Consider the following 23,042-nt stretch of genomic DNA (forward strand, 5'->3'; position numbering starts at 1 on the left):
CCTCTCCCGCCCATTCTTTAATCACGTGCCATGGAGTTTCATCATGCTCAAAGCGGCGATTGTTCTAATGCTCATTGCCACGATGATCAGCCTGTTCAGCGGCCTGTTCTTTCTGGTCAAAGACGACAGCAGCTCCACTCGAGTATTGAAGGCCCTAACCGTGCGCGTCAGCTTGGCCGCCATCACGGTCATCCTGATCGCGTGGGGCTTCTACAGCGGTCAGCTGGTTTCTCACGTCAACTGGTAAGCCTTGCCTCTAAAGCACATACACGAAGACAAACAGTCCGATCCACACCACGTCGACAAAGTGCCAATACCAACTGGCCGCCTCGAAACCGAATTGATGCTCGGCATCAAAATGCCCGCGCATCACCCGCATCAGCATCACAAACAGAATGATGGTGCCGATGGTGACGTGGGCCCCGTGAAACCCGGTAAGCATGAAAAAGGTCGCGCCATAGACACCTGAACCCAAGGTCAGGCCCAGCTCGTGGTAAGCCTCGATATATTCCGAAGCCTGCAACGTCAGAAAGCTCAACCCGAGCAAGACCGTCAGCGCCAGCCAGATTTTCAGGGCGCCGCGATGACCTTTTTTCAGCGCGTGGTGGGCAATGGTGACCGTGACACTGGAGCTGACCAACAAGATGGTATTGATCAGCGGCAGGTGCCACGGATTGATGATCTCCCTGGGGCCCGGGAAGAGTTTTGGGTCAGGGGTATTCAGCAGCGGCCAGGCGTACTGGAAATTAGGCCAGAGCATATGCGCGATCCCCTTGGAGCCTTCCCCTCCGAGCCATGGGGCGGACATGTTGCGCACGTAGAACAGGGCACCAAAGAAGGCGATAAAGAACATCACTTCGGAAAAGATGAACCAGGTCATGCCCCAGCGGAACGTGCGGTCCATCTGCGCACTGAACAAACCGGCGTGGCTTTCCTTGATCACGGTGCCGAACCAGCCGAACAGCATGTAGGCCAACAGCAGTCCGCCGACGAAAAAGATCAGCGGCCCGTGGGATTCGGGGTGGCCTGCCTTCATATCGTTGAACCAGGTGCCCAGGCCGAACATAGTAATAAACATGCCCACCGTGGCAATGATCGGCCATTTGCTTTGCGCGGGAACGTAGTAGTGCTCGTGAATTGCCATCTTATTGTTCTCCTTATCGGGCGCCCTGGATGACGACTGCTCGCCATTGAGCCTAACCACCGTTGCTTGCAACATGGGCAACCGGCGGCGAGCGAGCGGTGATATCGAAAAGCGTGTAAGCAAGCGTCAATTTTTTCACGTCCTGGGGCAGGTCGCGGTCGACGATGAAGCGCACTGGCATTTCAATTCGCTCCCCTGGCTGTAGCGTTTGCTGGGTGAAGCAAAAGCATTCGGTTTTGTGGAAGTACACCGCGACCTCGCCCGGTGAAATGCTCGGAATGGCCTGCGCTTTCATGACCTTATTGGTCGGGTTATGGGCCACGAACAGCATCTCGTTGACTGCACCGGGATGTATCACCAGCTCATCACCCTTGGGATAGAAGTCCCAGGACATGTCCGCGTTGTTGCTCGAGACAAACTGCACCTCCACCTGACGGCTCAAATCAACGACCTGCGACCCTTCATATTTGTCGCCCGTCTTGCCATTGATGCCGAGCGCTTTGCACATCACGTCATACATAGGCACCAAGGCAAAGCCGAACGCGAACATCACCGCCACCAACACCAGAAGGCGGATCACCAAGCGCTTGATCGAGCGCGCTTCGTTCATCTCATTTCACTTCTGGAGGGGTGGTGAAGGTGTGATACGGCGCCGGTGAAGGAATACTCCACTCCAGCCCATCCGCTCCCTCCCACGGCTTGGCCGGGGCAGGCGGCCCCCCACGAATGGTCTTGATCACGATGAACAGGAAGAAAATCTGCGTCGCGCCAAAGGTGAACGCACCGATGGACGACACCATGTTGAAGTTGGCGAACTGCAGGTTGTAATCCGGAATCCGGCGCGGCATACCGGCCAGCCCAAGGAAGTGCATCGGGAAGAAGGCCATGTTCATGCCCACGAATGACAGCCAGAAATGCAGCTTGCCAAGGGTCTCGTCGTACATGTGCCCGGTCCATTTCGGCAGCCAGTAGTAGGCTGACGCGAAGATCCCGAAGATCGCGCCCGGCACCAGTACATAGTGAAAATGCGCGACCACGAAGTAGGTGTCCTGATACTGGAAGTCTGCCGGGGCAATCGCCAGCATCAGCCCGGAGAAGCCACCAATCGTGAACAGGATCACGAACGCCACCGCAAACAGCATCGGGGTCTCGAAGGTCAGCGAGCCCTGCCACATGGTACTGACCCAGTTGAACACCTTGACCCCGGTGGGCACGGCGATCAGCAAGGTGGCGTACATGAAGAACAACTCGCCCACCAGCGGGATACCGACCACAAACATGTGGTGCGCCCAGACGATGAACGACAGAAAGGCGATGCTCGCCGTGGCGTAGACCATCGAGGTGTAGCCAAACAGTGGTTTGCGCGAAAAAGTCGGGATGATCGAACTGACCGCGCCGAATGCCGGCAGGATCATGATGTATACCTCAGGGTGCCCGAAGAACCAGAAAACATGCTGGAACAACACCGGATCACCACCACCCGCGGCACTGAAGAAGCTTGTGCCGAAGTGGATGTCCATCAACATCATGGTCACGCAACCCGCCAGCACCGGCATCACCGCGATCAGCAGGAAGGCCGTGATCAGCCAGGTCCAGACGAACAGCGGCATTTTCATCAAGGTCATGCCGGGCGCGCGCAGGTTGAGAATGGTCGCGATCACGTTGATGGCGCCCATGATCGAACTGATGCCCATCATGTGGATGGCGAAGATGAAAAATGTCACGCTCGGCGGCGCATAGGTCGTCGAGAGCGGTGCGTAGAAGGTCCAGCCGAAGTTCGGGCCGCCACCGGGCATGAACAGCGTCGACACCAGCAAGAGGAAAGCGGCCGGGAGCAACCAGAAGCTGAAGTTGTTCATCCTCGGCAAGGCCATGTCCGGCGCACCGATCATCAACGGGATCATCCAGTTGGCGAGACCAACGAACGCTGGCATCACGGCACCGAACACCATCACCAGCCCGTGCATGGTGGTCATCTGGTTGAAGAACGCCGGCTCGACGATTTGCAGGCCCGGCTGAAACAGCTCGGCGCGGATCACCATGGCGAAAGAGCCACCCAGCAAAAACATGCAGAAGCTGAACCACAGGTACAGCGTGCCAATGTCTTTGTGGTTGGTCGTCAGCACCCAACGCATCAGGCCTTTTGCGGGGCCGTGAGCGTGGTCGTCATGGCCGGCGTGGCCATGGTCATCGATCACTGCACTCATGTCCTGTCTCCTGCAAAACGGGGAGCCAAATGCACCAGGGCGAAACGTGAGGAATAGGCAATTGAAGGGGTCATTTGCTGTCCGCCTGTTTCAGAGCCAGCACGTCTTTCGGGGTGACCATGTCGCCTTTGTTGTTACCCCAAGCGTTACGCTCATAGGTAACCACCGCCGCAATGTCCACCTCGGAAAGCTGTTTGCCAAACGCTGCCATCGCAGTACCTGGGCGACCATGGAAGACCGTACTCAAGTGGCCTTCCTTGGGACCGGTGACTGTTTTCGAGCCTTTCAGCGCGGGGAACATCGGTGGTAAACCCTGACCTTCAGCCTGGTGACAGGCCACGCAGGTGGTGTGGTAAACCTTGTCGCCACGGGCAGCCAACTCGTCCAGGGTCCAGTCCTTGCTGGTCAGCTCTTTAAGTTTCAGGGTCTCTGCCTTGCGTCCGGCCAGCCAGGTGTCGAAATCGGCCTGGGATTTGGCCTCGACCACAATTGGCATAAAGCCGTGGTCCTTGCCGCACAGCTCAGAACATTGGCCGCGGTAGATGCCGGGCTTGTCGATACGGGTCCAGGCTTCGTTGATGAACCCCGGAATGGCGTCGCGTTTGACCGCAAAGGCCGGTACCCACCAGGAATGGATCACGTCGGCGGCGGTCACCAAAAAGCGTATCTTCACGCCCACTGGCAGCACCAATGGTTCGTCGACTTCCAGCAGGTAATTTTCGCCCTTGGCTTCTTTGTTATGAATCTGATCAGCCGGGGTCGCCAAGTTGCTGAAGAACTCAACATCCTGTCCCAGGTACTTGTAATGCCATTTCCACTGATAACCGGTGATCTGGATATCAAGCGCCGACTCACTGGTGTCGTACATCCTGATCATCGTCTTGGTTGCCGGAATAGCCATTACTATCAAGATGATAAGTGGCACAACCGTCCAGAGAATCTCGACTGTCGTACTCTCGTGGAACTTAGCCGCCACCTGACCGGTGGAGCGACGGTGAACAATCATCGACCAGAACATGGCGCCAAATACCACAACGCCAATAACTACACATATCCAGAAGATGGTCATGTGCAGGTCGAATACTTCGTGACTGACTTCAGTCGCTCCAGGCGCCATATTCGTGGTCCAGGCGGCTTGCGCCTGGTTGAATATCGACCACAACAGGAGGCCCATCCAGACATGTGGATGTCGCATCATTGCGGGTTCCCCTTATCGTTCTTATTATCCCGCCGGCTTTCACCTGCGGCCAAGGGAGCGGCTGTCAAGAATGGTCGCTTGACGGCCGGGGCCAGGGCTGCAAATGCAGTCGGGCGTCACCAGCTAAACTTCCTTCAGACCCGAGTATAGACAGCGACTCAAACCTCGCCATGCGATCAGGGAAAACTAGTTAGCTGGCTAAATTGTCAATTCGGGGCTATATCGGGCGCGATAAATGTAACGAAACTGGACGCTTTATATATCTGATTCACATAAATATGAATTTGTTATGACAAATGCGTCTTAACAAATTTTACAAGCAAGCTAACGTATGACTTCGTTTTCTTTTCAACCTTGTTTCACTGTCTTCAGGAGCCGTCATGAACACCGCCGCTTTGCGCGAGCAGATTCAACGTGCGCATCAACATGAGGCCAAAACCGGCCAATTGTCGCGCCAGCTGGAAACTCAATTGCCGCACCTTCACCCTGCCATTCACCTACCTGAATTGGACGCAAAGGGAGTTTTGACACGTTTTGTTGCCGCTTATATCGATCTGGTTCCGGACCTGCTTGACGCCGCCCATGAGGTTGCACTCGAGGCCGGTATCGAGGATCAAATCAAACCGGTATTGAAGATCGCCGAACATTTTTTCCTTAAGCCACCGGCGATCATGGAGGGCCATGCAGGTCTGGACAGTCTGTTGGACGAAGCCTATCTGGCGCATCGCCTGGTCGAAGAGGTGAATGACCTCTATATCAAGCATTTTGGCCAGCCGCTGATCCCCTCCAATACCACGGTGGCCAGCGTAATCGCCCATCGGTTGATCGGCGAAGATTTCGCCAACCAACTGGATGAGGCCGTCCATCTTGCCGTGGACGAAATGCTCAACGATGAAAGCTTTGCGCTCGAGTCCGTCGAAGCCTATCGCGAGCGCTTGAGCAGCCCGAACACCGAAGCTGCTTGGAAGCGTTGGCCGTGCCTGTCGCGCCAATTGGGCGTTGGGCTGGGTTTAGAGCAAAACCACACCCACTGACACCATTGCTTGCAGCGCACTGCCATACCGCGCACGACTCAGGCCGAACCGAGGCCCGCCGTCGTGCGCAATCGCCCTTCCAGTCGACGCTTAAGGCCATGAGGTTCGATGACCAAACGCGAGCCTGTGGCCGCATTGGCGCGCCCCCACTCTTCAAGCAGCTCAAGACACGAGTGATCGATATAACTCAGGTTACTGAGCGGTACATGCACGGTGCTGCCGTGCGGGATCGTCCCCAGAACCCGAGTCAGCATCGGAACTTTAAGGAAGGTCGCAGCCCCCATCAGACGCAGCTCCATCTGCCCCTCGGCATCAAGATCAATCAGGCTGACCTTCAAACGAGAGGCTTTCCAGGCCAGTTTGGCCAAGGTCAGACCGAAACCGATCAACACCCCGGTCAACAGATCCGTAAAGATGATCGCCACTGCGGTTGCCGCATAGGTAAACATCGGCATCCGCCCGTAGCGACCCAGCCCGCGAAAGGCCTTGAGGTCGACCAGTTTCAACCCGGTGTAAACCAGCACGCCCGCCAGGCTGGCGACCGGAATGCTTTGCAGCACGCTGGACAGCAGCAACACGAAGGCCAATAACCAGACACCGTGGAAAACCGCCGACAGCCGAGTGCGAGCGCCTGCCTGTACGTTGGCCGAGCTGCGCACAATCACCCCGGTCATCGGCAGTGCGCCGAGCAAACCGCAAAGCATGTTGCCAACCCCTTGGGCGGTCAGTTCCCGATCGAAATCCGAACGAGGACCGTTATGCATGCGATCAACCGCAGCGGCGGACAGCAACGTCTCGGCACTGGCGATAAAGGCCACTGCGAAGGCCGCGATCAGAATGCCCGGATCCGCCAGACTCAGCAGGTCGGCGGGGCGCAACCAGTCAATGGCTTCAGCGAGATTGGCGGGCACCTCGACGCGCTTGATCTGCAAGGCAAACACCAGACTGGTAACGGTGGCGAGACCGACACCCAGTAAAGCGCCGGGTACAAAGCGCAACGCCTTTGGTCGCCATTTGTCCCACAACCACATCACCACAATCGTACCCAACCCGAGCATCCCGGCCTGCAAGCCGGTGCCCGGCCCGATAGCCTGGGCCAGGGTCGCCGGGAACCCGATGAGGTTATCCAGCCCAGACGGTTTGGGTCCGCCGTCAAACATCACATGCACTTGCGACAGGACGATCAACACGCCAATCCCGGCGAGCATGCCGTAGACCACCGCAGGTGCTGTGACCCGAAACCAGCAGCCCAGCTTGAAGCGTCCCGCTAAAACTTGCAGTAGTCCCGCCAGAAGCAAGATGGGTCCCAACATCCCCATCCCGTGCTCGCGAACCACTTCGAATACCAGGACCGCCAAACCGGCTGCCGGACCGCTGACCTGCAACGGCGAGCCAGCCAGCCAACCCACCACCAGACCACCGATGATGCCGGTGATCAGCCCTTTGGAGGGCGGCATGCCCGAGGCAATGGCAATACCCATGCACAACGGCAGGGCGACCAGGAACACCACCACGGAAGCCAATAGCTCCCGAGGCAAAACGGATTTCAGTTCTGCAGTACCCATGACGACTCTCCGGGATTCTTCAGACGTGACTAGGCCCGCCAGCGCATAGGAAGCGCTGCCGCTAGAGGCCCAATCGGGGGGGGGTTAAAGTCAGCCGTTAATCAGATACGAGCGCCTAAAACCGTGCCCTGGGCGTCGCAACCGGTATCGGATGGGTGCCATCGAGCGGCAGGAATCGGTCTTGCGCGGCATCGTAAGCCAGGATTTCGCTGGTCTCGATGCTGTAAACCCAACCGTGGATGAACAAGTGACCGCTGGCCATCTTCGACGCCACCGAAGGGTGCGTGCGCAAATGCTGCAACTGGGCGATGACGTTTTCCTGGGTCAACACGTGCATGCTTTCCTGTTCGTCGGCGCAATGGCAGTTGTCTTCAACCACCGTCTTCGCGACTTCGGCGTGCCGCAGCCATGCCTTGACCGTAGGCATTTTTTCCAGGGTTTGAGGATTGAGGACAGCGCGCATGGCGCCGCAATCGGAATGCCCACAGATGATGATGTGCTGCACGCCCAAGGCAATGACTGCGTATTCAATGGCGGTGGAAACGCCGCCATTCATCTGGCCGTAAGGTGGCACGACATTCCCGACGTTGCGGGTAACGAACAAGTCGCCAGGGGCGCTTTGGGTGATCAGCTCAGGGACGATGCGTGAATCGGCGCAGGCGATGAACATGGCCCGAGGACGCTGGGCCGTGGCGAGTTTCTTGAAGAGCTCTTCCTGCTGCGGAAAAATCTCATGACGAAAATGCAAAAAGCCGTCAACGATATGCTGAAGCGCTGCCTCGGCACTTTCCGCCTCTGGCAAGGCACTGGCCGACGCAGCCGAAGGCTGTTTATCCATGTCACTCATGTCTGGTTCTCTCTGACGGATTGATGTGGATTTTCCTGCTGCTTCTGGAGCGCGACTGATCAGTCACTCCAGGGTCGACAGTAGCCGTCCAAGCTTAATTGAAACTTAATATAACGCTCTAGCCCGCGGTTCCCGAGATCAATGGAGAGCCCCACGCTACAACAACGACATCTGCCCTCCTGGTGGACAAAACGCCTCGCAATCCAGATCAAAGCCTTCGCGCCGGTTCAAGCCCAGCCGTTTAATCGCGACACTGTAGCGCTGGGCCAGCAAATCGGCGAACGGTCCTTCACCGCGCATCCGCACGCCAAAGCGGCTGTCATACACCTCGCCACCACGACTCTGCCGAATCAGGCTCATGACATGCGCCGCTCGCTGTGGATAGTGCGCCTGAAGCCACTCCTCGAACAACGGGGCGACCTCCAACGGCAAACGCAGCATTACGTAGCCTGCACTCAATGCGCCAGCCGCTTTAGCTTCGGTCAGCAAGCGTTCCAGCTCGCTGTCGTTGATCATCGGGATCATGGGCGCGCACAACACGCCAACGGGAATGCCTGCCTGGCGCATCACCCGAATCGCCCTCAAGCGCGCCTTGGGCGCAGCCGCACGAGGCTCAAGGATGCGTTTGAGTTCATCATCGAGCGTTGTCAGGCTGATAAACACCGACACCAGCCGCTGCTTCGCCAACTCGGCGAGTAAATCGAGGTCACGCAGAATAAGCGAACCCTTGGTGATGATCGTTACTGGATGACGATAGCGCAGCAACACTTCCAAGGTCGCGCGGGTGATTTTGTATTCACGCTCAATCGGCTGATAAGGATCGGTGTTGGACCCCAGCGTGATCGGCGCGCAGCGGTATCCCGGCTTGGACAACTGTTGCTCCAACACCGCAGCAGCGTTGGTCTTGGCGATCAATTTGGTTTCGAAATCCAGCCCAGGCGACAGGTCCCAATAAGCGTGGCTGGGCCGCGCATAGCAATAAATGCAACCGTGCTCACAGCCGCGATAAGGATTGATGGAGCGGTCGAAAGGAATGTCCGGCGAGGTGTTGCGCGTAATAATGGTTTTCGCCGTCTCGCTGCGCACCTCGGTGCCTTGGGTCAGGGGCACTTCCTGATACCAGCCATCATCCTCCGCGACCGAGCGGTTGGGCGCGAAACGATTGTGTGGATTGCTGGCGGTTCCGCGTCCGCGCGGGGGCAGAGCAGTGGACATGATGGCTCTCCGGATACTGTCTATGCGTACAGTATCCGCGATCAGCCCGTTTGCCTAGCACCGCCGGGCGAGCGGTCCCCCACACATTAATCAACCCGCCTTACGAATGCTTGCGACATCCCCCGCCGTCACCACGCCCGCCTGATTACCCCAACTGCTGCGGATGAAATTGACCACATCAGCCACCTGTTGATCCGACAAGCGCCAGGCGTAGGCGGGCATGGTAAAGGTCGAGGGCGCCGTATGGGTCGCCGCCAATGTGCCGCCTTTGAGGACGATGTGAATCAACGAGGTCGCGTCTTCGGACTGTAACACCGGGTTGCCTGCAAGCGCCGGGAACACACGGGCATAACCATGCCCGTCAGTGCGGTGACAGGCTGAGCAGTTGTCGATATACACCGCAGCGCCGGCTTTGCTGTCATCGCCTTTCCACAGCGCTTTTGCGACCTGCTCATTGTATTGATGAGGCTGATCGTTAGGGTCGTTGGCGGGCAGGGTCTTCAGGTAGCGGGCGATGGCGGTCAAATCTTCATCGCTCATGTATTGCATGCTGTGTACGACCACGTCAGTCATGCCACCGAACACTGCGCTGCGTTCACTGCGACCGGTTTTAAGGAACTGCACCAGTTGCGCCTCGGACCAACTGCCCAAGCCATCTTTATGATCGCCGCGCAGGTTTTTGGCGATCCAGCCCTCAAGCGGTGCGCTGCCGGACAGGAATTTATTGCCTTCATTCGCGCTGAGGGCTTTTTCCTGCATGGTGATGGCCCGTGGTGTATGGCACGCGCCACAGTGGCCAAGGCCTTCAACCAGGTACGCGCCGCGACTGACCACTGCATCCTGCGCGGCCGGCGCCTGGTAGGCCTCGACCTTCGGCGCGAATACCCAGCGCCAGCCTGCCAACGGCCAGCGCATGCTCAATGGCCAAGGGATGTCGACGTCCTTGTTGTCCTGCACGACAGGCGCAACGCCTTTCATGAAGTAGGCATACAACGCGTGCATGTCGGCTTCGGTCACACGCGCATACGACGGATACGGCATGGCGGGGTACAAGGTACTGCCACTTTTTGAGACCCCCTGACGCACAGCTTTGTCGAAGTCTTCGAAGCTATAGACGGCTATGCCGGTTTTATCCGGGGTAATGTTGGTCGAGTAAATCGTGCCAATCGGCGTGTCCATAGGCAGCCCACCGGCGAATGGCTTGCCATCCTTAGCGGTGTGGCACGCCACGCAGTCACCGGCACGCGCCAGGTATTCGCCCTGTTTGATCAACGCCGAATCCGGGTTATCAGCAGCGAGCGCAGGGACGCCAAAACACAGGGCCAGGGTCGCGATAAGCAGGTTTTTCATGATCATCGCTCCTTATGCCTGAACCAGCGGGCCTGGGTTTTTCAGGTACTGCTCGCGAATCGCCTTGGCCGACCAGTAGGTCAACGCAGCCACCAGACCTGTCGGGTTATAACCAAGGCCCTGTGGGAAAGCGGAAGCCCCTGGGACGAAAACGTTATGCACGTCCCAGCTTTGCAGGTAGCGATTGATCACACTGGTTTTCGGGTCGGTGCCCATGATCGCGCCACCGTTAAGGTGGGTGGTCTGGTAGGCGGCCGTGTTGAAGTGGTCGCCCACTTTTTTGCCCAGCAACGCGATGGCTTTGGGGTTCATGGCTTCGGCAATTTTGCTCAATTTCGAGACCATGAATTGGTTCATTTTGATGTCGTTTTCCTGCCAATCGAAGGTCATGCGCAACAAGGGCTGCCCGTAGACATCACGGTAGGTCGGGTCGAGATCCAGGTAGTTACCCCGGTAGGATTGATGCGCGCCGTGGGCGTCCATCGACACTTGGTGCGAATAAAAATCGGCGGTGGTGCGCTTCCAGGCGCTACCCCAGGCTGGCGTTCCCGGCGGGTTGGACGTACCGGCAATCGGTCGGCTACCGGCCTGATTGACCCACATCGGTGAGCCCCCCACAAAGCCGTGCGGCCCGTGGTCGAAGTTGTCCGCATTGAAGTCATCGATCGCAACACCCGCACCACCCGCGCCGATGAAGTTGTTGGTGTACACGTCTTTGTCGAAAAACGCCTTGATAGTGGCCATGTTCTGGTACGCAAAGTTTTTGCCGACCACACCTTCGCCAGTCTTGGGGTCGTACGGTTTGCCGATACCGGAAAGCAGCAGCATCCGCACGTTGTTGAACTGGAAAGAACCGAGGATCACCAGATCGGCCGGCTGCTCGATTTCGCGGCCCTGCGCATCGACGTAGGTCACACCCGTGGCCTTGGTTTTGCTGCTGTCGAGGTTGATCCGCAGCACATGGGAGTTGGGCCGTAGCTCGAACGTCGGGGTCTGTTTGAGCGCGGGCAGGATATTCACGTTGGGCGAGGCTTTGGAATACATGTAGCACACGTACCCGCTGCAAAATCCGCAGAAGTTGCACGGCCCCATCTGCGCGCCATAAGGGTTGGTGTAGGGCCCGGAGGTGTTGGCCGAGGGCAGGTCATACGGTTTGTAGCCCGCTACGCCTGCGGCTGTGTGAAACAGCTGCGCGGAGTAGGTTCTTTTCTGCGGCACCAGTGGGAAATGATCGGAGCGATCAGGCGCATATGGATTGCCACCTTTGCCCTGGCCGACATTTTCGCCCTTGACCGTCCACGCCTGACCGGAGGTGCCGAAAACTTTTTCGGCGAAGTCGAAGTGCGGCTCCAGCTCTTCGTAGCTGACGCCGAAATCCTGAATAGTCATGTCCTTGGGAATGAAGCTTTTGCCGTAACGTTCTTCGTAATGACTGCGCATGCGAAGCTCGATCGGGTCGACACGAAAGTGCACGCCAGACCAATGCAAACCAGCGCCGCCCACACCGTTGCCGGGCAAAAACGCACCGAGCTGGCGGTTGGGCAGGGCTACGTCATTGACGCTGTGCCGGATGGTCACGGTTTCCTTGGAGATGTCCTGAAACAGCTTTTTGCGCACGCTGTAGGTCAGTTCGTCGATCACCTGTGGGTAGTTGCCGTCCGGGTAGGTGTCTTGCATCGGCCCGCGTTCAAGGGCAAGCACATTGAGCCCGGCTTCGGTGAGCTCTTTGGCCATGATTGCGCCGGTCCAGCCAAAGCCGATGATCACTGCATCAACCTTCTTCATGACGGTTGCCATACTCAAGCCCTCTCGCCGCGAATGGACACTGCCGGGAATGGGTAGGGTTCGTTGCGTTCGACCCAATCCATGAAGTCGGCGCGAGCGCCTGGGAAACCGACCATAGTCCAGCCGACCAGGCCCTTATTGCCACCGTGGATCGGGTCGCAGAAAAACCCCTCCTTGGTGTTTTGCAGCAGCAGATTGAAAAACAGGCTCGGCGGCACGCTATCGAGCGTCGCCTCGTCAGCTTCCAGCTGCTTGAGTGCCTCGTCCTGCGCAGACGGGCTCAACTCGGCGAAGACTTTGCCGTGTTGCTGTTTGCACCAAACGTCGCAGGCGGCGATGCCCAGACGGTAGATTTCCTTGGGCACCAGCTTGCTCTGCCAGCCCATTTCCGGCGGGGCATCAGCCACGAAAGGCCCTTGCATGAACCACAGCGCACCGCTGGCATACGGCGTGTTCATCTGCCGATCAATATATTCCGGCGCGCCGGCTTCAAGGGCGCCAGGGCCTTGCTCGTCAGCCGGAATCAGGCGCGCGACCGCCGCCTTGATGAAGGCCCATTCTTGCGCCGTGAAGTAACTTGGCTCGTACACCGCGTTACGGGCCGGGGCTTCGGGTGGCGGCGTGGCGGTGGTCACAATCGATGGCTGGGCCAATACGACGCTACTGCCCAGACCGAAACCGGCACTGGCGACCGTCACCACGGGGATCAGCGTCAGGGTTTTGCGCAGAAACTCACGCCGCGGGTTGTCTTGCTCAGACATGGGAGACCTCATCTTGCGATCACGGTTAAGGAGCCGCTCTTGGGCGGCCAGTCTTTTCGGGGCTGTTGGGTCGCACAGACAAGGTGTCACGACTTGAATTACAGAACACGCCGGCAAACTTAAGTTACAAATGGTAGCAGGCTAACAATAAGAAAAATCGTTTCAGCGTCAAAAATCAGATTATTCCGACAAATGAAACCGGTATCAGCTTCAAAATAACCGTTCTTTTAGGCGAAAAAAGGCCATGACTGTCCCCCTGAGAGACTAGGTCATGTTTTGAGAAAGGATGTGTGGCAGAGAGGATTCGCAGCGGGACGCGTAGTCGCAAGCCTGCTCCCACACAGTCTGTTATTTTCTGTGGGAGCAGGCTTGCCTACGAATATCGTGGCGCGATCTAACTCGGATCGACCGGCTTTTTCAGCTTCGGATTAGGAAAAAACTGCACGCCCTGCACCTTTGGATCTGCCGGTTTCACTACGGGTTTGTTGACCCGCGTGCCGAGTTCTTTGGGCACGGACAGCCCCTGCTCGTTGAGGGTGTCGGAGTAACCGCAGCTCACGCATTCGCGGTGAGGGACGTCATTCTCGTTCCACATCATCAACTTGTCGGGCTCGCTGCACGCCGGGCAGACAGCCCCGGCGATAAAGCGTCTTTTAGTGATCGTTACCGATGCCTCGGTCATAGTGCCACGCCCTCGCTCAAGCCTGAATGGCGCAAGAGTGCGTCAATCGAGGGCTCACGTCCGCGAAAGTCGACGAACAGCACCATCGGCTCCTGAGAGCCACCACGCGCCAGAATCGCTTCGCGGAAGGCACGACCGGTGTCGGCGTTGAACACACCTTCTTCCTCGAACTTCGAGAAGGCATCGGCCGACAATACTTCAGCCCACTTGTAGCTGTAGTAACCCGCGGCATAACCGCCGGCAAAGATGTGCGCGAAGCTGTTGGGGAAGCGGTTATAGGCCGGCGGACGCATCACCGACACTTCATCGCGGATGCCCTCAAGCACTTGCAGCACACTGCGACCGTCGCCATGGGTGGCGTGCAGTTCGAAATCGAACAGCGAAAATTCCAATTGGCGAACCATCATCAGCCCGGACTGGAAGTTCTTTGCGGCCAGCATTTTTTCCAGCAAGTCTTGTGGCAGCGCATCGCCGGTTTCGTAATGAGCCGAAATTAGCGCCAGACCTTCAGGCTCCCAGCACCAGTTCTCCATGAACTGGCTTGGCAACTCGACCGCATCCCACGCCACGCCGTTGATCCCGGAAACGCCCGCGTGTTCAACGCGAGTCAGCAGGTGATGCAGGCCATGACCGAATTCGTGGAACAGGGTGGTGACTTCATCGTGGGTCAATAGCGCAGGCTTGCCGCTAACGGCCGGGGTGAAGTTGCACACCAGGTTCGCCACCGGGTTTTGCAGCTGACCTTTAGCGGTACGACGACGATCCCGCGCACCGTCCATCCAGGCGCCGCCACGTTTGTTGGCACGCGCATAGAGGTCGAAGAAGAAGCGCCCGATGTGCTGGCCGTTCTCTTTGATTTCGAACAGGCGAACATCCGGGTGCCAGGTGTCGAAGCCTGTTTGCTCGGCGATTTCGATGCCATACAGGCGCTGCACGATAGCGAACAGGCCGCTCAGCACTTTATCGATAGGGAAGTAGGCGCGCAGGGTTTCCTGGGAGACGCTGTAGCGTTGCTCGCGGAGTTTTTCTCCGTAGAAACCACTGTCCCAGCTTTGCAGATCGGCGCAACCCTGCTCGGCGGCATAAGCCTTGAGCTGTTGCAGGTCTTGAACGGCGAACGGCTTGCTGCGCTTGGCCAGATCGCGCAGGAAACTCAACACGTGATCGCTGGTCTCAGCCATCTTGGTCGCCAGGCTCAGCTCGGAGAAGCTGGCGAACCCGAGCAACTGGGCCAGTTCACGGCGCAGGTCGAGGATGTCTTCCATGACCGGACCGTTGTCATTCTGACCGGCATTCGGGCCTTGATCGGAAGCTCGGGTACAGTACGCCGCGTAAATTTCTTCACGCAGGGCACGGTCTTCGGCGTAAGTCATCACCGCGTAGTAGCTCGGGAATTCCAGGCTGATCAACCAACCCTCGAGATCCTTGGCCTTGGCGGCAGCGGCCATTTGCGCTTTGGCTGAGTCCGTCAGGCCGGCGAGGGCGGCTTCGTCGGTGACGAGCTTGGTCCACGCCTGTGTCGCGTCGAGCAGTTGGTTGGAGAAGCGGCTGCCCAGCTCAGACAATTTGCTCTGCACCTCGGCATAACGCTGTTGCTGTGCAGGCGGCAAATCGATACCCGACAGGCGGAAATCACGCAACGAGTGCTCGATAATGGTTTTTTGCGCCACATCGAAGCCTGCGGCTTCCGGGCTGTTGGCCAATGCCTCGAAGGCCTGGAACAGTTCGCGATTTTGGCCCATCTCGGTAGAGTAGGCGCTCAACGCTGGCAGGCAAGACTCATAGGCCTCACGCAATTCGGCGCTGTTGCACACGGCATTCAGATGACTGACCGGGCTCCAGGCAGCACCCAGGCGGTCATTGAGCTCGTCCATGGCCAGGATCAGCCCGGCCCAGGTCGGCTGTTTACCCTCGGTGATGAGGATCTCGGCAATCGCGCTGCGGTTGTCGGCAAGGATCTGTTCAATCGCCGGTTTGACGTGCTCGGCACGGATCGCCGAGAACGGTGGCAGGTCATACGGCTGCAAAAGAGGGTTGTTCGCGCTCACGGTTTGGCACCTTGGCTGGAAGAATCACTGGCACATCTTAATTACAATCGGCGCTGACCGCAGCACTTAGACCCATCTATAAGTCTTAGAGAAGTAACCTATCGTGACTATTCGCAAATACCAGAACCACATTCCAGTGCTCGCCGAGCGTGCGTTTATCGATCATTCGGCGGTGGTGATCGGCGATGTCGAGATCGGCGCTGACAGTTCGATCTGGCCGCTAACCGTAATTCGCGGCGACATGCACCACATCCGCATAGGCGCGCGCACCAGCATCCAGGACGGCTGCGTGCTGCACATTTCCCATGCGGGCCCGTTCAACCCGGACGGCTTCCCCCTGCTGATCGGCGATGAAGTGACCATAGCCCATAAAGTCATGCTGCATGGCTGCACGGTCGGTAATCGCATCTTGATCGGCATGGGCAGCATCGTTATGGACGGTGCGGTGGTCGAGGACGAGGTAATCATCGGTGCCGGGAGTCTGGTGCCACCGGGCAAGCGCTTGGAGAGCGGGTTCCTGTATGTCGGCAGCCCGGTGAAACAGGTGCGGGCGCTGACAGACAAAGAGCGGGCCTTCTTCAGTTACAGCGCCAGCAATTACGTGAAGCTCAAGGATCAGCACTTGGCCGAAGGTTATGATCAGCCGTTCTGACAGATACGTTATCCACAGGCCCTCTTTAGGATTCTCATGCATTACCAGAATATTCTGTTCGACCTCGATGGCACCCTGACCGACCCACGCCTGGGGATAACTCGCTCGATCCAGTTCGCGTTGAGCCGCCTGGGTATCGATGAGCCTGACCTGACCAGGCTCGAACACTTTATCGGTCCACCCTTGTTGCAGGCGTTCATGCAGTTCTACGACTTCGACGAAGCCAAAGCCTGGGAAGCGGTGGGGTTTTATCGCGAGCGCTTCAAGGTCACCGGGCTGTATGAGAACGAGGTATTCGACGGTGTATTCGGGCTATTGGAAACCCTCGCCAGCCAGGACCGTGCTCTGTATATCGCGACCTCCAAACCGTGGGTCTTCGCCCGTGAAATCGCCCGGCATTTCGACTTTGCCAAGCATTTCAAGGTGATCTACGGCAGCGAGCTGGACGGCGCCCGCACCGACAAAGTCGAGCTGATCCGCCATCTGCTGGCTGAAGAGGGTCTCGACCCGAAGCAGACGTTGATGATCGGTGATCGCAAACACGACTTGATCGGGGCCCAGCGTAATGGCCTCGACGTGGTGGCCGTGGGTTATGGGTTTGGCAGTCATGAAGAGTTGATGGCGGAGTCGCCGACCTACCACTTCGCGACGTTGGCCGAGTTGCATGCGGCGTTTTTGAAGATGGCGTAATTGCCGCAAAACCTGCGGTGACATGAATGAGTGCCGGGAAGTGTGTCGATCGCAAATGTAGGAGCTGCCGAAGGCTGCGATCGGTCGGGAACCGGCCGTTGTATTTGATCTTCTGAAGGCCGTTCCGGTCGCCCGCGACCCCGGCTTATCGCAGCCTTCGGCAGCTCCTACAGTCATGTGTCTGATCCTGCCAGCCTCCGCAGCGCCAGCTTGCGCTGTTGCACCGGCAGCCCGCCCAGCTTTTCCACTGCAGTGTAGAACGCGGGCCAGTCACCGTTGACCTGCTTGTACAGCGCGGCAAATGCCGGCAAAAATTGGTCATACAGCCCGAACGGCAGCAGCTTGGCGTTGTTCATGGGGGCATTGATCCAGGGATCGAAACGTCTATCGCCGCCCCACTGCGTATCGCGCATCTGACGATAAGCACTGCGCAGTTGCTCGAACTCGGCCGCTTTGCGCGCTCGCATGACGTCGGCCGAGAGTGGCTGAGCGTAGAGTTTTTTCAACCGTTCCCGCGTATCCAGCACCAGTTGAATAAATTGATCGTTTTGTTTCAACGCCGACAGGCTTTGCGGGGCTAACCCCCGCGCGACGCGCCATTGACGGCCGCCTTCCTGCTCGACGAAGTTGGCGTAGGATTCGTTGAACTCGGTGTCGTCCTTCACATAGAAGCGCTGATGCGCCAACTCATGGAAAATCAGCACCGCCATGCGCTCATCGCCACGACTCAGCATTGAGCTCAGGATTGGATCGTCAAACCAGCCCAAAGTGGAATAGGTTTCGACCCCGCTCAGGTAGACGTCCATGCCGGCCTGACGCTGCAACGCAGCCTCTCCTCTGGCCCCGCTTTGGCTGTAATAACCGCGATAGGCGATGCACCCCGCGATGGGAAAGCAATGGGTAACCGGGTCCAGCGAGAACTCTGCGGTAGAGAACACATTCCACACCACATAAGGCCGGCCGACATCGACATACAAGCGATAGCTCAGGTTATCCGGCAGGTGCAACTGGCGGCTGGCGAAAACCCGGGCCTGCTGCGACTTAACCAGATGCTCGCGTAACGTCGGGTCGCGGCTTGGGTCGGCGATGATCTCGGCCACCGGCTCGCGGGCGTGCAGCAAGCGCCATTGGCCGCTGGCCAATTGGCCGTAGTAATTGATGCTGGAGCAGCCGCCAAGCAGCAGCAACGTCAGCAGGGTAAAACCACGGCAGAAAAACAATGCGTCGCGTCGAATCATGCCCCACCCTTAATGTCTTATTCAGTATGCGTTTATGCCGGACAGCCCGGCCCTGACGCAACTATCACCGACACCTGTTCGATCGCGGAGCCTGTCATGCGTCAGCCACTGTTGATAACCGCCCTGATTGCCCTTGCCGGTTGCGCCAGCCCTTTGCCGCCGGTTGATCCACAGCAGGCATGGGTCGATATGTTCACCTACACCGGGGACCTGGTGATGGCCGACAAACTCGACGGCAAGCGCCTGGACGACGGGCGTTACTTTCAGGTGACACCCGGCAGCCACGAATTGCAGATGCGCTATGACTATGAGATCTACGGCGGTGGGTTTGGTGGGCTCATGGAAAGCACGTCGCGGACGTGCTACATCGTCCTGCGCTACGACCACTTCGCCCCAGGGCAACATTATCGTCTTGAAGGACGTTCGGCCGGCATCACCATCAGCGGCCGTCTGTATGACGCCCAGCGCCAGATCGTCGCCGAAGACCGCGAGGTCACCTGCCTGTGATCATTTGTCGTTCTTTTGGTAGATGATTTTTTTTGTACCGCCGTCGCAGGTGCCGACGACCATATTCTGGTCATGCACCTCGTCATTGCTGACGATTTCCAGGGTGTAGGAGTTTACTTTATTGGCCTGAACTCTAGCCTCTATCTCGGCCTTGAGTTCTTCGCAGGGTTTGACTGCCGCCAACGTGCTGGTAGCTGACAGGGTACAGATAACAGCTAAAACGAAACGTTTCATGCTCGACTCCTTCGATACAACGTACAGAGTACTGTGCTAAAGCTGCGACGATCCATTCGTCTTTCATCAGGTCGGCCACGTGCAACGCAAATAGATGTTCTGGAGACTGGAGTGGAGGGCGAGTGAACAGCCCGCACAGGCTGAGCTGTGCGAGCGTGGTCGTGGCAACGAGATCAATTAGCTGACCAACGTCGCATCCAGGGTGATTTTAGCCTTCAGCACTTTGGACACCGGGCAGCCTTCTTTGGCTTTCTTCGTCAGTTCGTCGAACTGCGCCTGCGTGGCGCCGGGAATTTTCGCTTTGAGAATCAAGTGCACGGCGGTGATATCAAAACCACCTGCCGATTGCTCCAGCGTCACAGCGGCTTCGGTGTCGATGCTGTCGGCTTTCAGATTGGCTTCGCCGAGAATCATCGACAACGCCATGGAGAAGCAGCCCGCGTGGGCCGCGCCGATCAGCTCTTCCGGGTTGGTGCCCTTGCCGCCTTCAAAGCGCGCCTTGAAGCCATAGGGGGCTTTATTAAGGACATTGGTTTCGGTAGAGAGGCTGCCAATACCGCTTTTCAGATCGCCTTCCCAATGTGCCGATGCTTTTTTGATGATGCTCATAGTATCTCCTCATGACAGTGTGCGAGGGGTTCGCACAGGGGATAAGGTTCTGAGGATCGTCGTCTCGATAAAGTTCAACTGTCGGAAAAACCTAGTATTTCAGTAGGTCTTTTCCGAGCCTGCCATTGAAACTCAGAGATCTGCCCACACTTTTTAGAGATCAGGGTGGGTTTTGGTCATCATCGGACGTCATGGACCAAGCCTGCACAAAATACTCCAGAGGCTATTTAGCGGCTTATGAAACGTTTAGCGGATATCAAAATCTCAACCCTCGATCTGGTGCCCGTGCGTCAGGATGCCGGCCCGGCGCAGTCTCTGCGTAATTCGCTGGATCTGGCACAGCATGTTGAAAAACTCGGTTACAACCGCTTCTGGGTCGCCGAGCACCACAACATGGACGGCATCGCCAGTTCGGCGACTGCGGTGTTGCTCGGCTACCTGGCCGGCGGCACCTCGACGATTCGCGTCGGGGCGGGCGGTGTCATGCTGCCTAACCATGCCCCCCTCATCATCGCAGAACAATTCGGCACCCTCGCCAGCCTGTACCCGAACCGGATCGATTTGGGCTTGGGCCGCGCACCAGGCTCCGATCAAATGACCGCTCGTGCCCTGCGTCGCGAGCGTTCCGGCAGTGCCGACGATTTCCCTGAAGACGTTACCGAACTGCTGCGTTATCTCGGCCCGCGCACACCTGATCAAAAAGTGATCGCCGTGCCCGGTTCGGGCACTAATGTCCCGGTCTGGTTGTTGGGTTCCAGCTTGTTCAGCGCGCAGCTAGCAGGGGAACGTGGCCTGCCCTACGCCTTCGCCTCACACTTCGCACCGGGTTATATGCACGAAGCCATCCGCGTCTACCGCAATCATTTCAAGCCTTCGGCCTTTTTGGAAAAGCCGTATGTCATGCTCGGCGTGCCATTGGTGGCTGCCGATACCGATGAACACGCGGATTACCTGGCGACGTCGGTCTATCAGCGGATTTTGGCATTGATGCGCGGCCAAAGCCTGATGCAACGCCCACCCGTCAAAACCATGGACGGCCTGTGGTTGCCCCATGAGCGCGAAGCGGTCGCGAGTTTCCTCGGCCTGGCGATGGTCGGTGGTCCACAGAAAATCCGCGCCAAACTGGACGTGCTGCTGGAGCAAACCCAAGCCGATGAATTGATCTTCACCTGCGACCTGTATGAGCACGCGGACCGGCTGCACTCGTATGAAGTTCTGGCGCAAACGGTGCAGGGCTAAATCCAGGCAAAAAAAACCGACGCCATGTGCGTCGGTTTTTTATGAGCCTGTAACCCATCAGCCGCGCTTGTACACGATTTTCTTGGCGCCGCCTTCACAGGTGCCGACGACTTTGCCGCCGGCCGCGCTGCCTTTGGCGACGACCTCCAATGTGTAGGACGATGCCCCTTTCGCCTTAATCTTTGCGTCGATTTCCGACTTCAAATCATCACAGGATTTGCCAGCAGCCATCGCCGTTCCAGCGATGCTCAACAAACCAACCGCCAATAGAAACATCTTCATTGGTCACACTCCCTCGTTAGGTTAACCAGGTTGAAAAACAACCCAAGTCCTTAGCCACGCCAACGGTTTCTCGACAGCGGGTTCTTTGCGTGCAGCAGAAATTATGGCAATCGGCCAGCGTAAAAGTTCAGCAATCAGCTATTCGCAATTCGGAAACCGACGTTCAACGTGACCTGATAGTGCGCAACTTTGCCATCTCTGATGTGACCACGGGTATCCAGCACCTCGAACCACTCCAAGAGCTTGATGCTTTTGGCGGCTTCAGTGATTGCGTTATTGATCGCGTCTTCGATGGAGGTGGACGACGAGCCGACCAGCTCGACTTTCTTGTACGTATGGTGATCAGTCATGGCAGTTCTCCTGAAGGTGTCGGTAAGAGCGTAGCAGTGAAATTGCTCACTGCTTTGTGGGCAAAATCTTTTGAAACGCTCATACGTACTGCACTTTCCTGCAACATTGCAGTCGGAAACAACACATGCCTCTCATCAATGCAGGAGATCCACCATGGCCAACACCTCCTTACGTAAAGCCTCGTTGCAAAGCATGGAAGCCGAAATTGAAAGTCTTCTCAAGTCCCTTGAGAGCCTTAAAGCCGACGCCTCGGAAGAGTCGCACAAAACCCTGAAAGCCCTGAAAGCCAACGCCGAAAGCGCACTGAGCCATTCACGCCACCTGCTCAGCGATGTGTACGAAGACGTCAAAGAAAAGACCCGCGAAACCAGTGTCGCTACCCGCGATTACGCCCAAGAACACCCCTGGACAACCGCCGGTGTTGCACTCGGCGCAGTCGGCCTGCTGGCCGCCTATCTGTTGTGCAAACGGGCTAACTGATCTCAGTCTCTGGCAGCACGCTTTAGCTCGGTCTTGAGCCACTGCGCCAACTGCTGGGCACGCCCGTCTGCGGCGCGCTTAGGCACCCACAGCGCTAGTTGCGCCGGGGTTTCACTGAAGCCCCATGGCGCAGCCAGGCGTCCGGCGCGCAGGTCATCGGCAACCAACGGTTCCGGGGCAATAGCGATGCCCAATCCGGCGACGGCAGCCTCCAGCAAATAATACAAATGCTCGAAACCCTGCCCGTAATGCAACGCATCAGGCTCGATGCCGTTTTGTTGCGCCCAACTAGGCCACGCTTGCGGTCGTGACGTCGTTTGCAGCAATGCTTCACCCAGCAGCGCCTGCGCCGGCGCCTGGCGCAGTTGCTCGAAACGCGCAAACCGTGGGCTGAGGACCGGACCGATACGTTCGCTGGCCAGTTCATAGACCTGCATGTCCCCAGGCCATGGCGGCTCGGCGAAGATCAGCAAGGCGTCCAGCCCCGGTCGGCGAGGGTCGAGATCGCCTTCGCCTGCCGATAAGTGCAGACGCAAATCCGGCAGCTCGGCATTCAGTCGCCCCAGACGTGGAATAAACCAGCGTGCCAGCAGGCTGCCCGAACACCCCAGAACGAAAGGGGCGTCGGCGCCGCTTTGGGTCAGCTCGGCGCAAACGTTACGCAAACGCTCGAACGCCTCGCCACTGGCGTCGCGTAAACGAATGCCGGCATCTGTGAGTTTAAGGCCGCGCCCGTCTTTGACAAACAAAGGCAAACCCAAGTGCTCTTCGAGCACTTTGAGCTGGCGGCTGACGGCACCATGGGTGACGTGCAGTTGCTCGGCAGCCTGACTGACACTGTTCAAGCGCGCCGCGGCTTCGAAGGCGCGCAGGGCGTTGAGGGGAGGGAGATCTCGGCGCATGGTATATGTGAGTTTTCCTGAC

General features: G+C 57.8%; 25 protein-coding genes. 7 read left to right on the plus strand and 18 right to left on the minus strand.

Annotated features, from left to right (window positions below; genetic code table 11):
* Positions 1-43: 43 nt before the first annotated feature.
* Positions 44-247 (plus strand): twin transmembrane helix small protein, encoded by a 204-nt coding sequence (locus AC1ME2_RS13305; protein ID WP_480441762.1) that lies wholly within the window; start codon positions 44-46, stop codon positions 245-247.
* A 9-nt stretch (positions 248-256) separates the two neighbouring features.
* Here AC1ME2_RS13305 and AC1ME2_RS13310 read toward each other — a convergent pair whose 3' ends face one another.
* From AC1ME2_RS13310 to coxB, 4 genes are all read right to left on the minus strand, one after another.
* Positions 257-1,144, minus strand: a complete 888-nt coding sequence (locus tag AC1ME2_RS13310; RefSeq protein ID WP_480441764.1) for a cytochrome c oxidase subunit 3 — start codon at positions 1,142-1,144, stop codon at positions 257-259.
* Positions 1,145-1,196: 52 nt separating this feature from the next.
* Complete coding sequence (locus tag AC1ME2_RS13315; RefSeq protein WP_480441765.1) at positions 1,197-1,754, minus strand: cytochrome c oxidase assembly protein; 558 nt, start codon at positions 1,752-1,754, stop codon at positions 1,197-1,199.
* A gap of 1 nt (position 1,755) precedes the next feature.
* On the minus strand, positions 1,756-3,351 hold the full coding sequence (gene ctaD / locus AC1ME2_RS13320; protein WP_480441766.1) for a cytochrome c oxidase subunit I: 1,596 nt from the start codon (positions 3,349-3,351) through the stop codon (positions 1,756-1,758).
* 70 nt (positions 3,352-3,421) lie between these two features.
* The gene (gene coxB / locus AC1ME2_RS13325) at positions 3,422-4,549 is read right to left on the minus strand and encodes a cytochrome c oxidase subunit II (protein WP_480441768.1); all 1,128 of its coding nucleotides are present in this window, start codon (positions 4,547-4,549) and stop codon (positions 3,422-3,424) included.
* Positions 4,550-4,929: 380 nt separating this feature from the next.
* Here coxB and AC1ME2_RS13330 point away from each other — a divergent pair, with 380 nt between their 5' ends.
* Positions 4,930-5,583 carry a hypothetical protein gene (locus tag AC1ME2_RS13330; RefSeq protein WP_480441770.1) on the plus strand — a complete coding sequence of 218 codons (654 nt, stop codon included), beginning with the start codon at positions 4,930-4,932 and terminating at the stop codon, positions 5,581-5,583.
* Between the two features lie 38 nt (positions 5,584-5,621).
* Here AC1ME2_RS13330 and AC1ME2_RS13335 read toward each other — a convergent pair whose 3' ends face one another.
* From AC1ME2_RS13335 to prlC, 8 genes are all read right to left on the minus strand, one after another.
* Positions 5,622-7,148 carry a SulP family inorganic anion transporter gene (locus AC1ME2_RS13335; RefSeq protein ID WP_480441772.1) on the minus strand — a complete coding sequence of 509 codons (1,527 nt, stop codon included), beginning with the start codon at positions 7,146-7,148 and terminating at the stop codon, positions 5,622-5,624.
* Between the two features lie 115 nt (positions 7,149-7,263).
* The gene (locus AC1ME2_RS13340; RefSeq protein WP_480441773.1) at positions 7,264-7,995 is read right to left on the minus strand and encodes a carbonic anhydrase; all 732 of its coding nucleotides are present in this window, start codon (positions 7,993-7,995) and stop codon (positions 7,264-7,266) included.
* 156 nt (positions 7,996-8,151) lie between these two features.
* Complete coding sequence (locus AC1ME2_RS13345; RefSeq protein ID WP_480441775.1) at positions 8,152-9,210, minus strand: PA0069 family radical SAM protein; 1,059 nt, start codon at positions 9,208-9,210, stop codon at positions 8,152-8,154.
* A gap of 90 nt (positions 9,211-9,300) precedes the next feature.
* Positions 9,301-10,560 carry a c-type cytochrome gene (locus AC1ME2_RS13350; protein WP_480441776.1) on the minus strand — a complete coding sequence of 420 codons (1,260 nt, stop codon included), beginning with the start codon at positions 10,558-10,560 and terminating at the stop codon, positions 9,301-9,303.
* A gap of 12 nt (positions 10,561-10,572) precedes the next feature.
* Positions 10,573-12,357 carry a GMC family oxidoreductase gene (locus tag AC1ME2_RS13355; RefSeq protein WP_480441778.1) on the minus strand — a complete coding sequence of 595 codons (1,785 nt, stop codon included), beginning with the start codon at positions 12,355-12,357 and terminating at the stop codon, positions 10,573-10,575.
* A 2-nt stretch (positions 12,358-12,359) separates the two neighbouring features.
* A complete protein-coding gene (locus AC1ME2_RS13360) occupies positions 12,360-13,106 on the minus strand; it encodes a gluconate 2-dehydrogenase subunit 3 family protein (protein ID WP_480441779.1) in 747 nt (248 codons plus the stop codon).
* A 394-nt stretch (positions 13,107-13,500) separates the two neighbouring features.
* The gene (locus AC1ME2_RS13365; protein WP_480441781.1) at positions 13,501-13,788 is read right to left on the minus strand and encodes a YheV family putative zinc ribbon protein; all 288 of its coding nucleotides are present in this window, start codon (positions 13,786-13,788) and stop codon (positions 13,501-13,503) included.
* Positions 13,785-15,836 carry an oligopeptidase A gene (gene prlC / locus AC1ME2_RS13370; protein ID WP_480441782.1) on the minus strand — a complete coding sequence of 684 codons (2,052 nt, stop codon included), beginning with the start codon at positions 15,834-15,836 and terminating at the stop codon, positions 13,785-13,787. The genes AC1ME2_RS13365 and prlC overlap by 4 nt, the downstream gene beginning before the upstream one ends.
* 103 nt (positions 15,837-15,939) lie before the next feature.
* Between prlC and AC1ME2_RS13375 the strand changes: the two genes are divergently transcribed.
* Together AC1ME2_RS13375 and AC1ME2_RS13380 are read left to right on the plus strand one after the other, a co-directional pair.
* On the plus strand, positions 15,940-16,488 hold the full coding sequence (locus AC1ME2_RS13375; protein WP_480441784.1) for a gamma carbonic anhydrase family protein: 549 nt from the start codon (positions 15,940-15,942) through the stop codon (positions 16,486-16,488).
* Positions 16,489-16,524: 36 nt separating this feature from the next.
* Positions 16,525-17,178: an HAD family hydrolase gene (locus tag AC1ME2_RS13380; protein WP_480441786.1), complete on the plus strand. Its 654-nt coding sequence runs from the start codon at positions 16,525-16,527 to the stop codon at positions 17,176-17,178.
* Between the two features lie 173 nt (positions 17,179-17,351).
* Here the strand turns inward: AC1ME2_RS13380 and AC1ME2_RS13385 are convergent, their stop codons facing one another.
* Positions 17,352-18,416: an aminopeptidase gene (locus tag AC1ME2_RS13385; protein ID WP_480441788.1), complete on the minus strand. Its 1,065-nt coding sequence runs from the start codon at positions 18,414-18,416 to the stop codon at positions 17,352-17,354.
* A gap of 96 nt (positions 18,417-18,512) precedes the next feature.
* On the opposite strand from AC1ME2_RS13385, the gene AC1ME2_RS13390 reads away from it, so the two are divergent.
* Positions 18,513-18,923, plus strand: coding sequence for a PA0061/PA0062 family lipoprotein (locus AC1ME2_RS13390; RefSeq protein ID WP_480441790.1), 411 nt, complete (start codon positions 18,513-18,515; stop codon positions 18,921-18,923).
* Here the strand turns inward: AC1ME2_RS13390 and AC1ME2_RS13395 are convergent, their stop codons facing one another.
* Together AC1ME2_RS13395 and AC1ME2_RS13400 are read right to left on the minus strand one after the other, a co-directional pair.
* Complete coding sequence (locus AC1ME2_RS13395) at positions 18,924-19,157, minus strand: DUF1161 domain-containing protein (protein ID WP_480441792.1); 234 nt, start codon at positions 19,155-19,157, stop codon at positions 18,924-18,926.
* Between the two features lie 177 nt (positions 19,158-19,334).
* Positions 19,335-19,766 carry an OsmC family protein gene (locus AC1ME2_RS13400; protein ID WP_480441794.1) on the minus strand — a complete coding sequence of 144 codons (432 nt, stop codon included), beginning with the start codon at positions 19,764-19,766 and terminating at the stop codon, positions 19,335-19,337.
* A 237-nt stretch (positions 19,767-20,003) separates the two neighbouring features.
* Here AC1ME2_RS13400 and AC1ME2_RS13405 point away from each other — a divergent pair, with 237 nt between their 5' ends.
* Positions 20,004-21,005 carry an LLM class flavin-dependent oxidoreductase gene (locus AC1ME2_RS13405; RefSeq protein WP_480441795.1) on the plus strand — a complete coding sequence of 334 codons (1,002 nt, stop codon included), beginning with the start codon at positions 20,004-20,006 and terminating at the stop codon, positions 21,003-21,005.
* Positions 21,006-21,062: 57 nt separating this feature from the next.
* On the opposite strand, the gene AC1ME2_RS13410 is transcribed toward AC1ME2_RS13405, so the two are convergent.
* Both AC1ME2_RS13410 and AC1ME2_RS13415 read right to left on the minus strand, forming a co-directional pair.
* On the minus strand, positions 21,063-21,287 hold the full coding sequence (locus tag AC1ME2_RS13410) for a DUF1161 domain-containing protein (RefSeq protein WP_480441796.1): 225 nt from the start codon (positions 21,285-21,287) through the stop codon (positions 21,063-21,065).
* Positions 21,288-21,421: 134 nt separating this feature from the next.
* Positions 21,422-21,637, minus strand: a complete 216-nt coding sequence (locus AC1ME2_RS13415) for a dodecin (RefSeq protein ID WP_480441797.1) — start codon at positions 21,635-21,637, stop codon at positions 21,422-21,424.
* Between the two features lie 154 nt (positions 21,638-21,791).
* Between AC1ME2_RS13415 and AC1ME2_RS13420 the strand changes: the two genes are divergently transcribed.
* On the plus strand, positions 21,792-22,118 hold the full coding sequence (locus AC1ME2_RS13420; protein ID WP_480441799.1) for an ElaB/YgaM/YqjD family protein: 327 nt from the start codon (positions 21,792-21,794) through the stop codon (positions 22,116-22,118).
* A gap of 2 nt (positions 22,119-22,120) precedes the next feature.
* On the opposite strand, the gene AC1ME2_RS13425 is transcribed toward AC1ME2_RS13420, so the two are convergent.
* Positions 22,121-23,020 carry a LysR family transcriptional regulator gene (locus tag AC1ME2_RS13425; protein WP_480441801.1) on the minus strand — a complete coding sequence of 300 codons (900 nt, stop codon included), beginning with the start codon at positions 23,018-23,020 and terminating at the stop codon, positions 22,121-22,123.
* Positions 23,021-23,042 lie beyond the last annotated feature (22 nt).

The sequence above is a fragment of the Pseudomonas sp. ASL9 genome, from assembly GCF_056680335.1.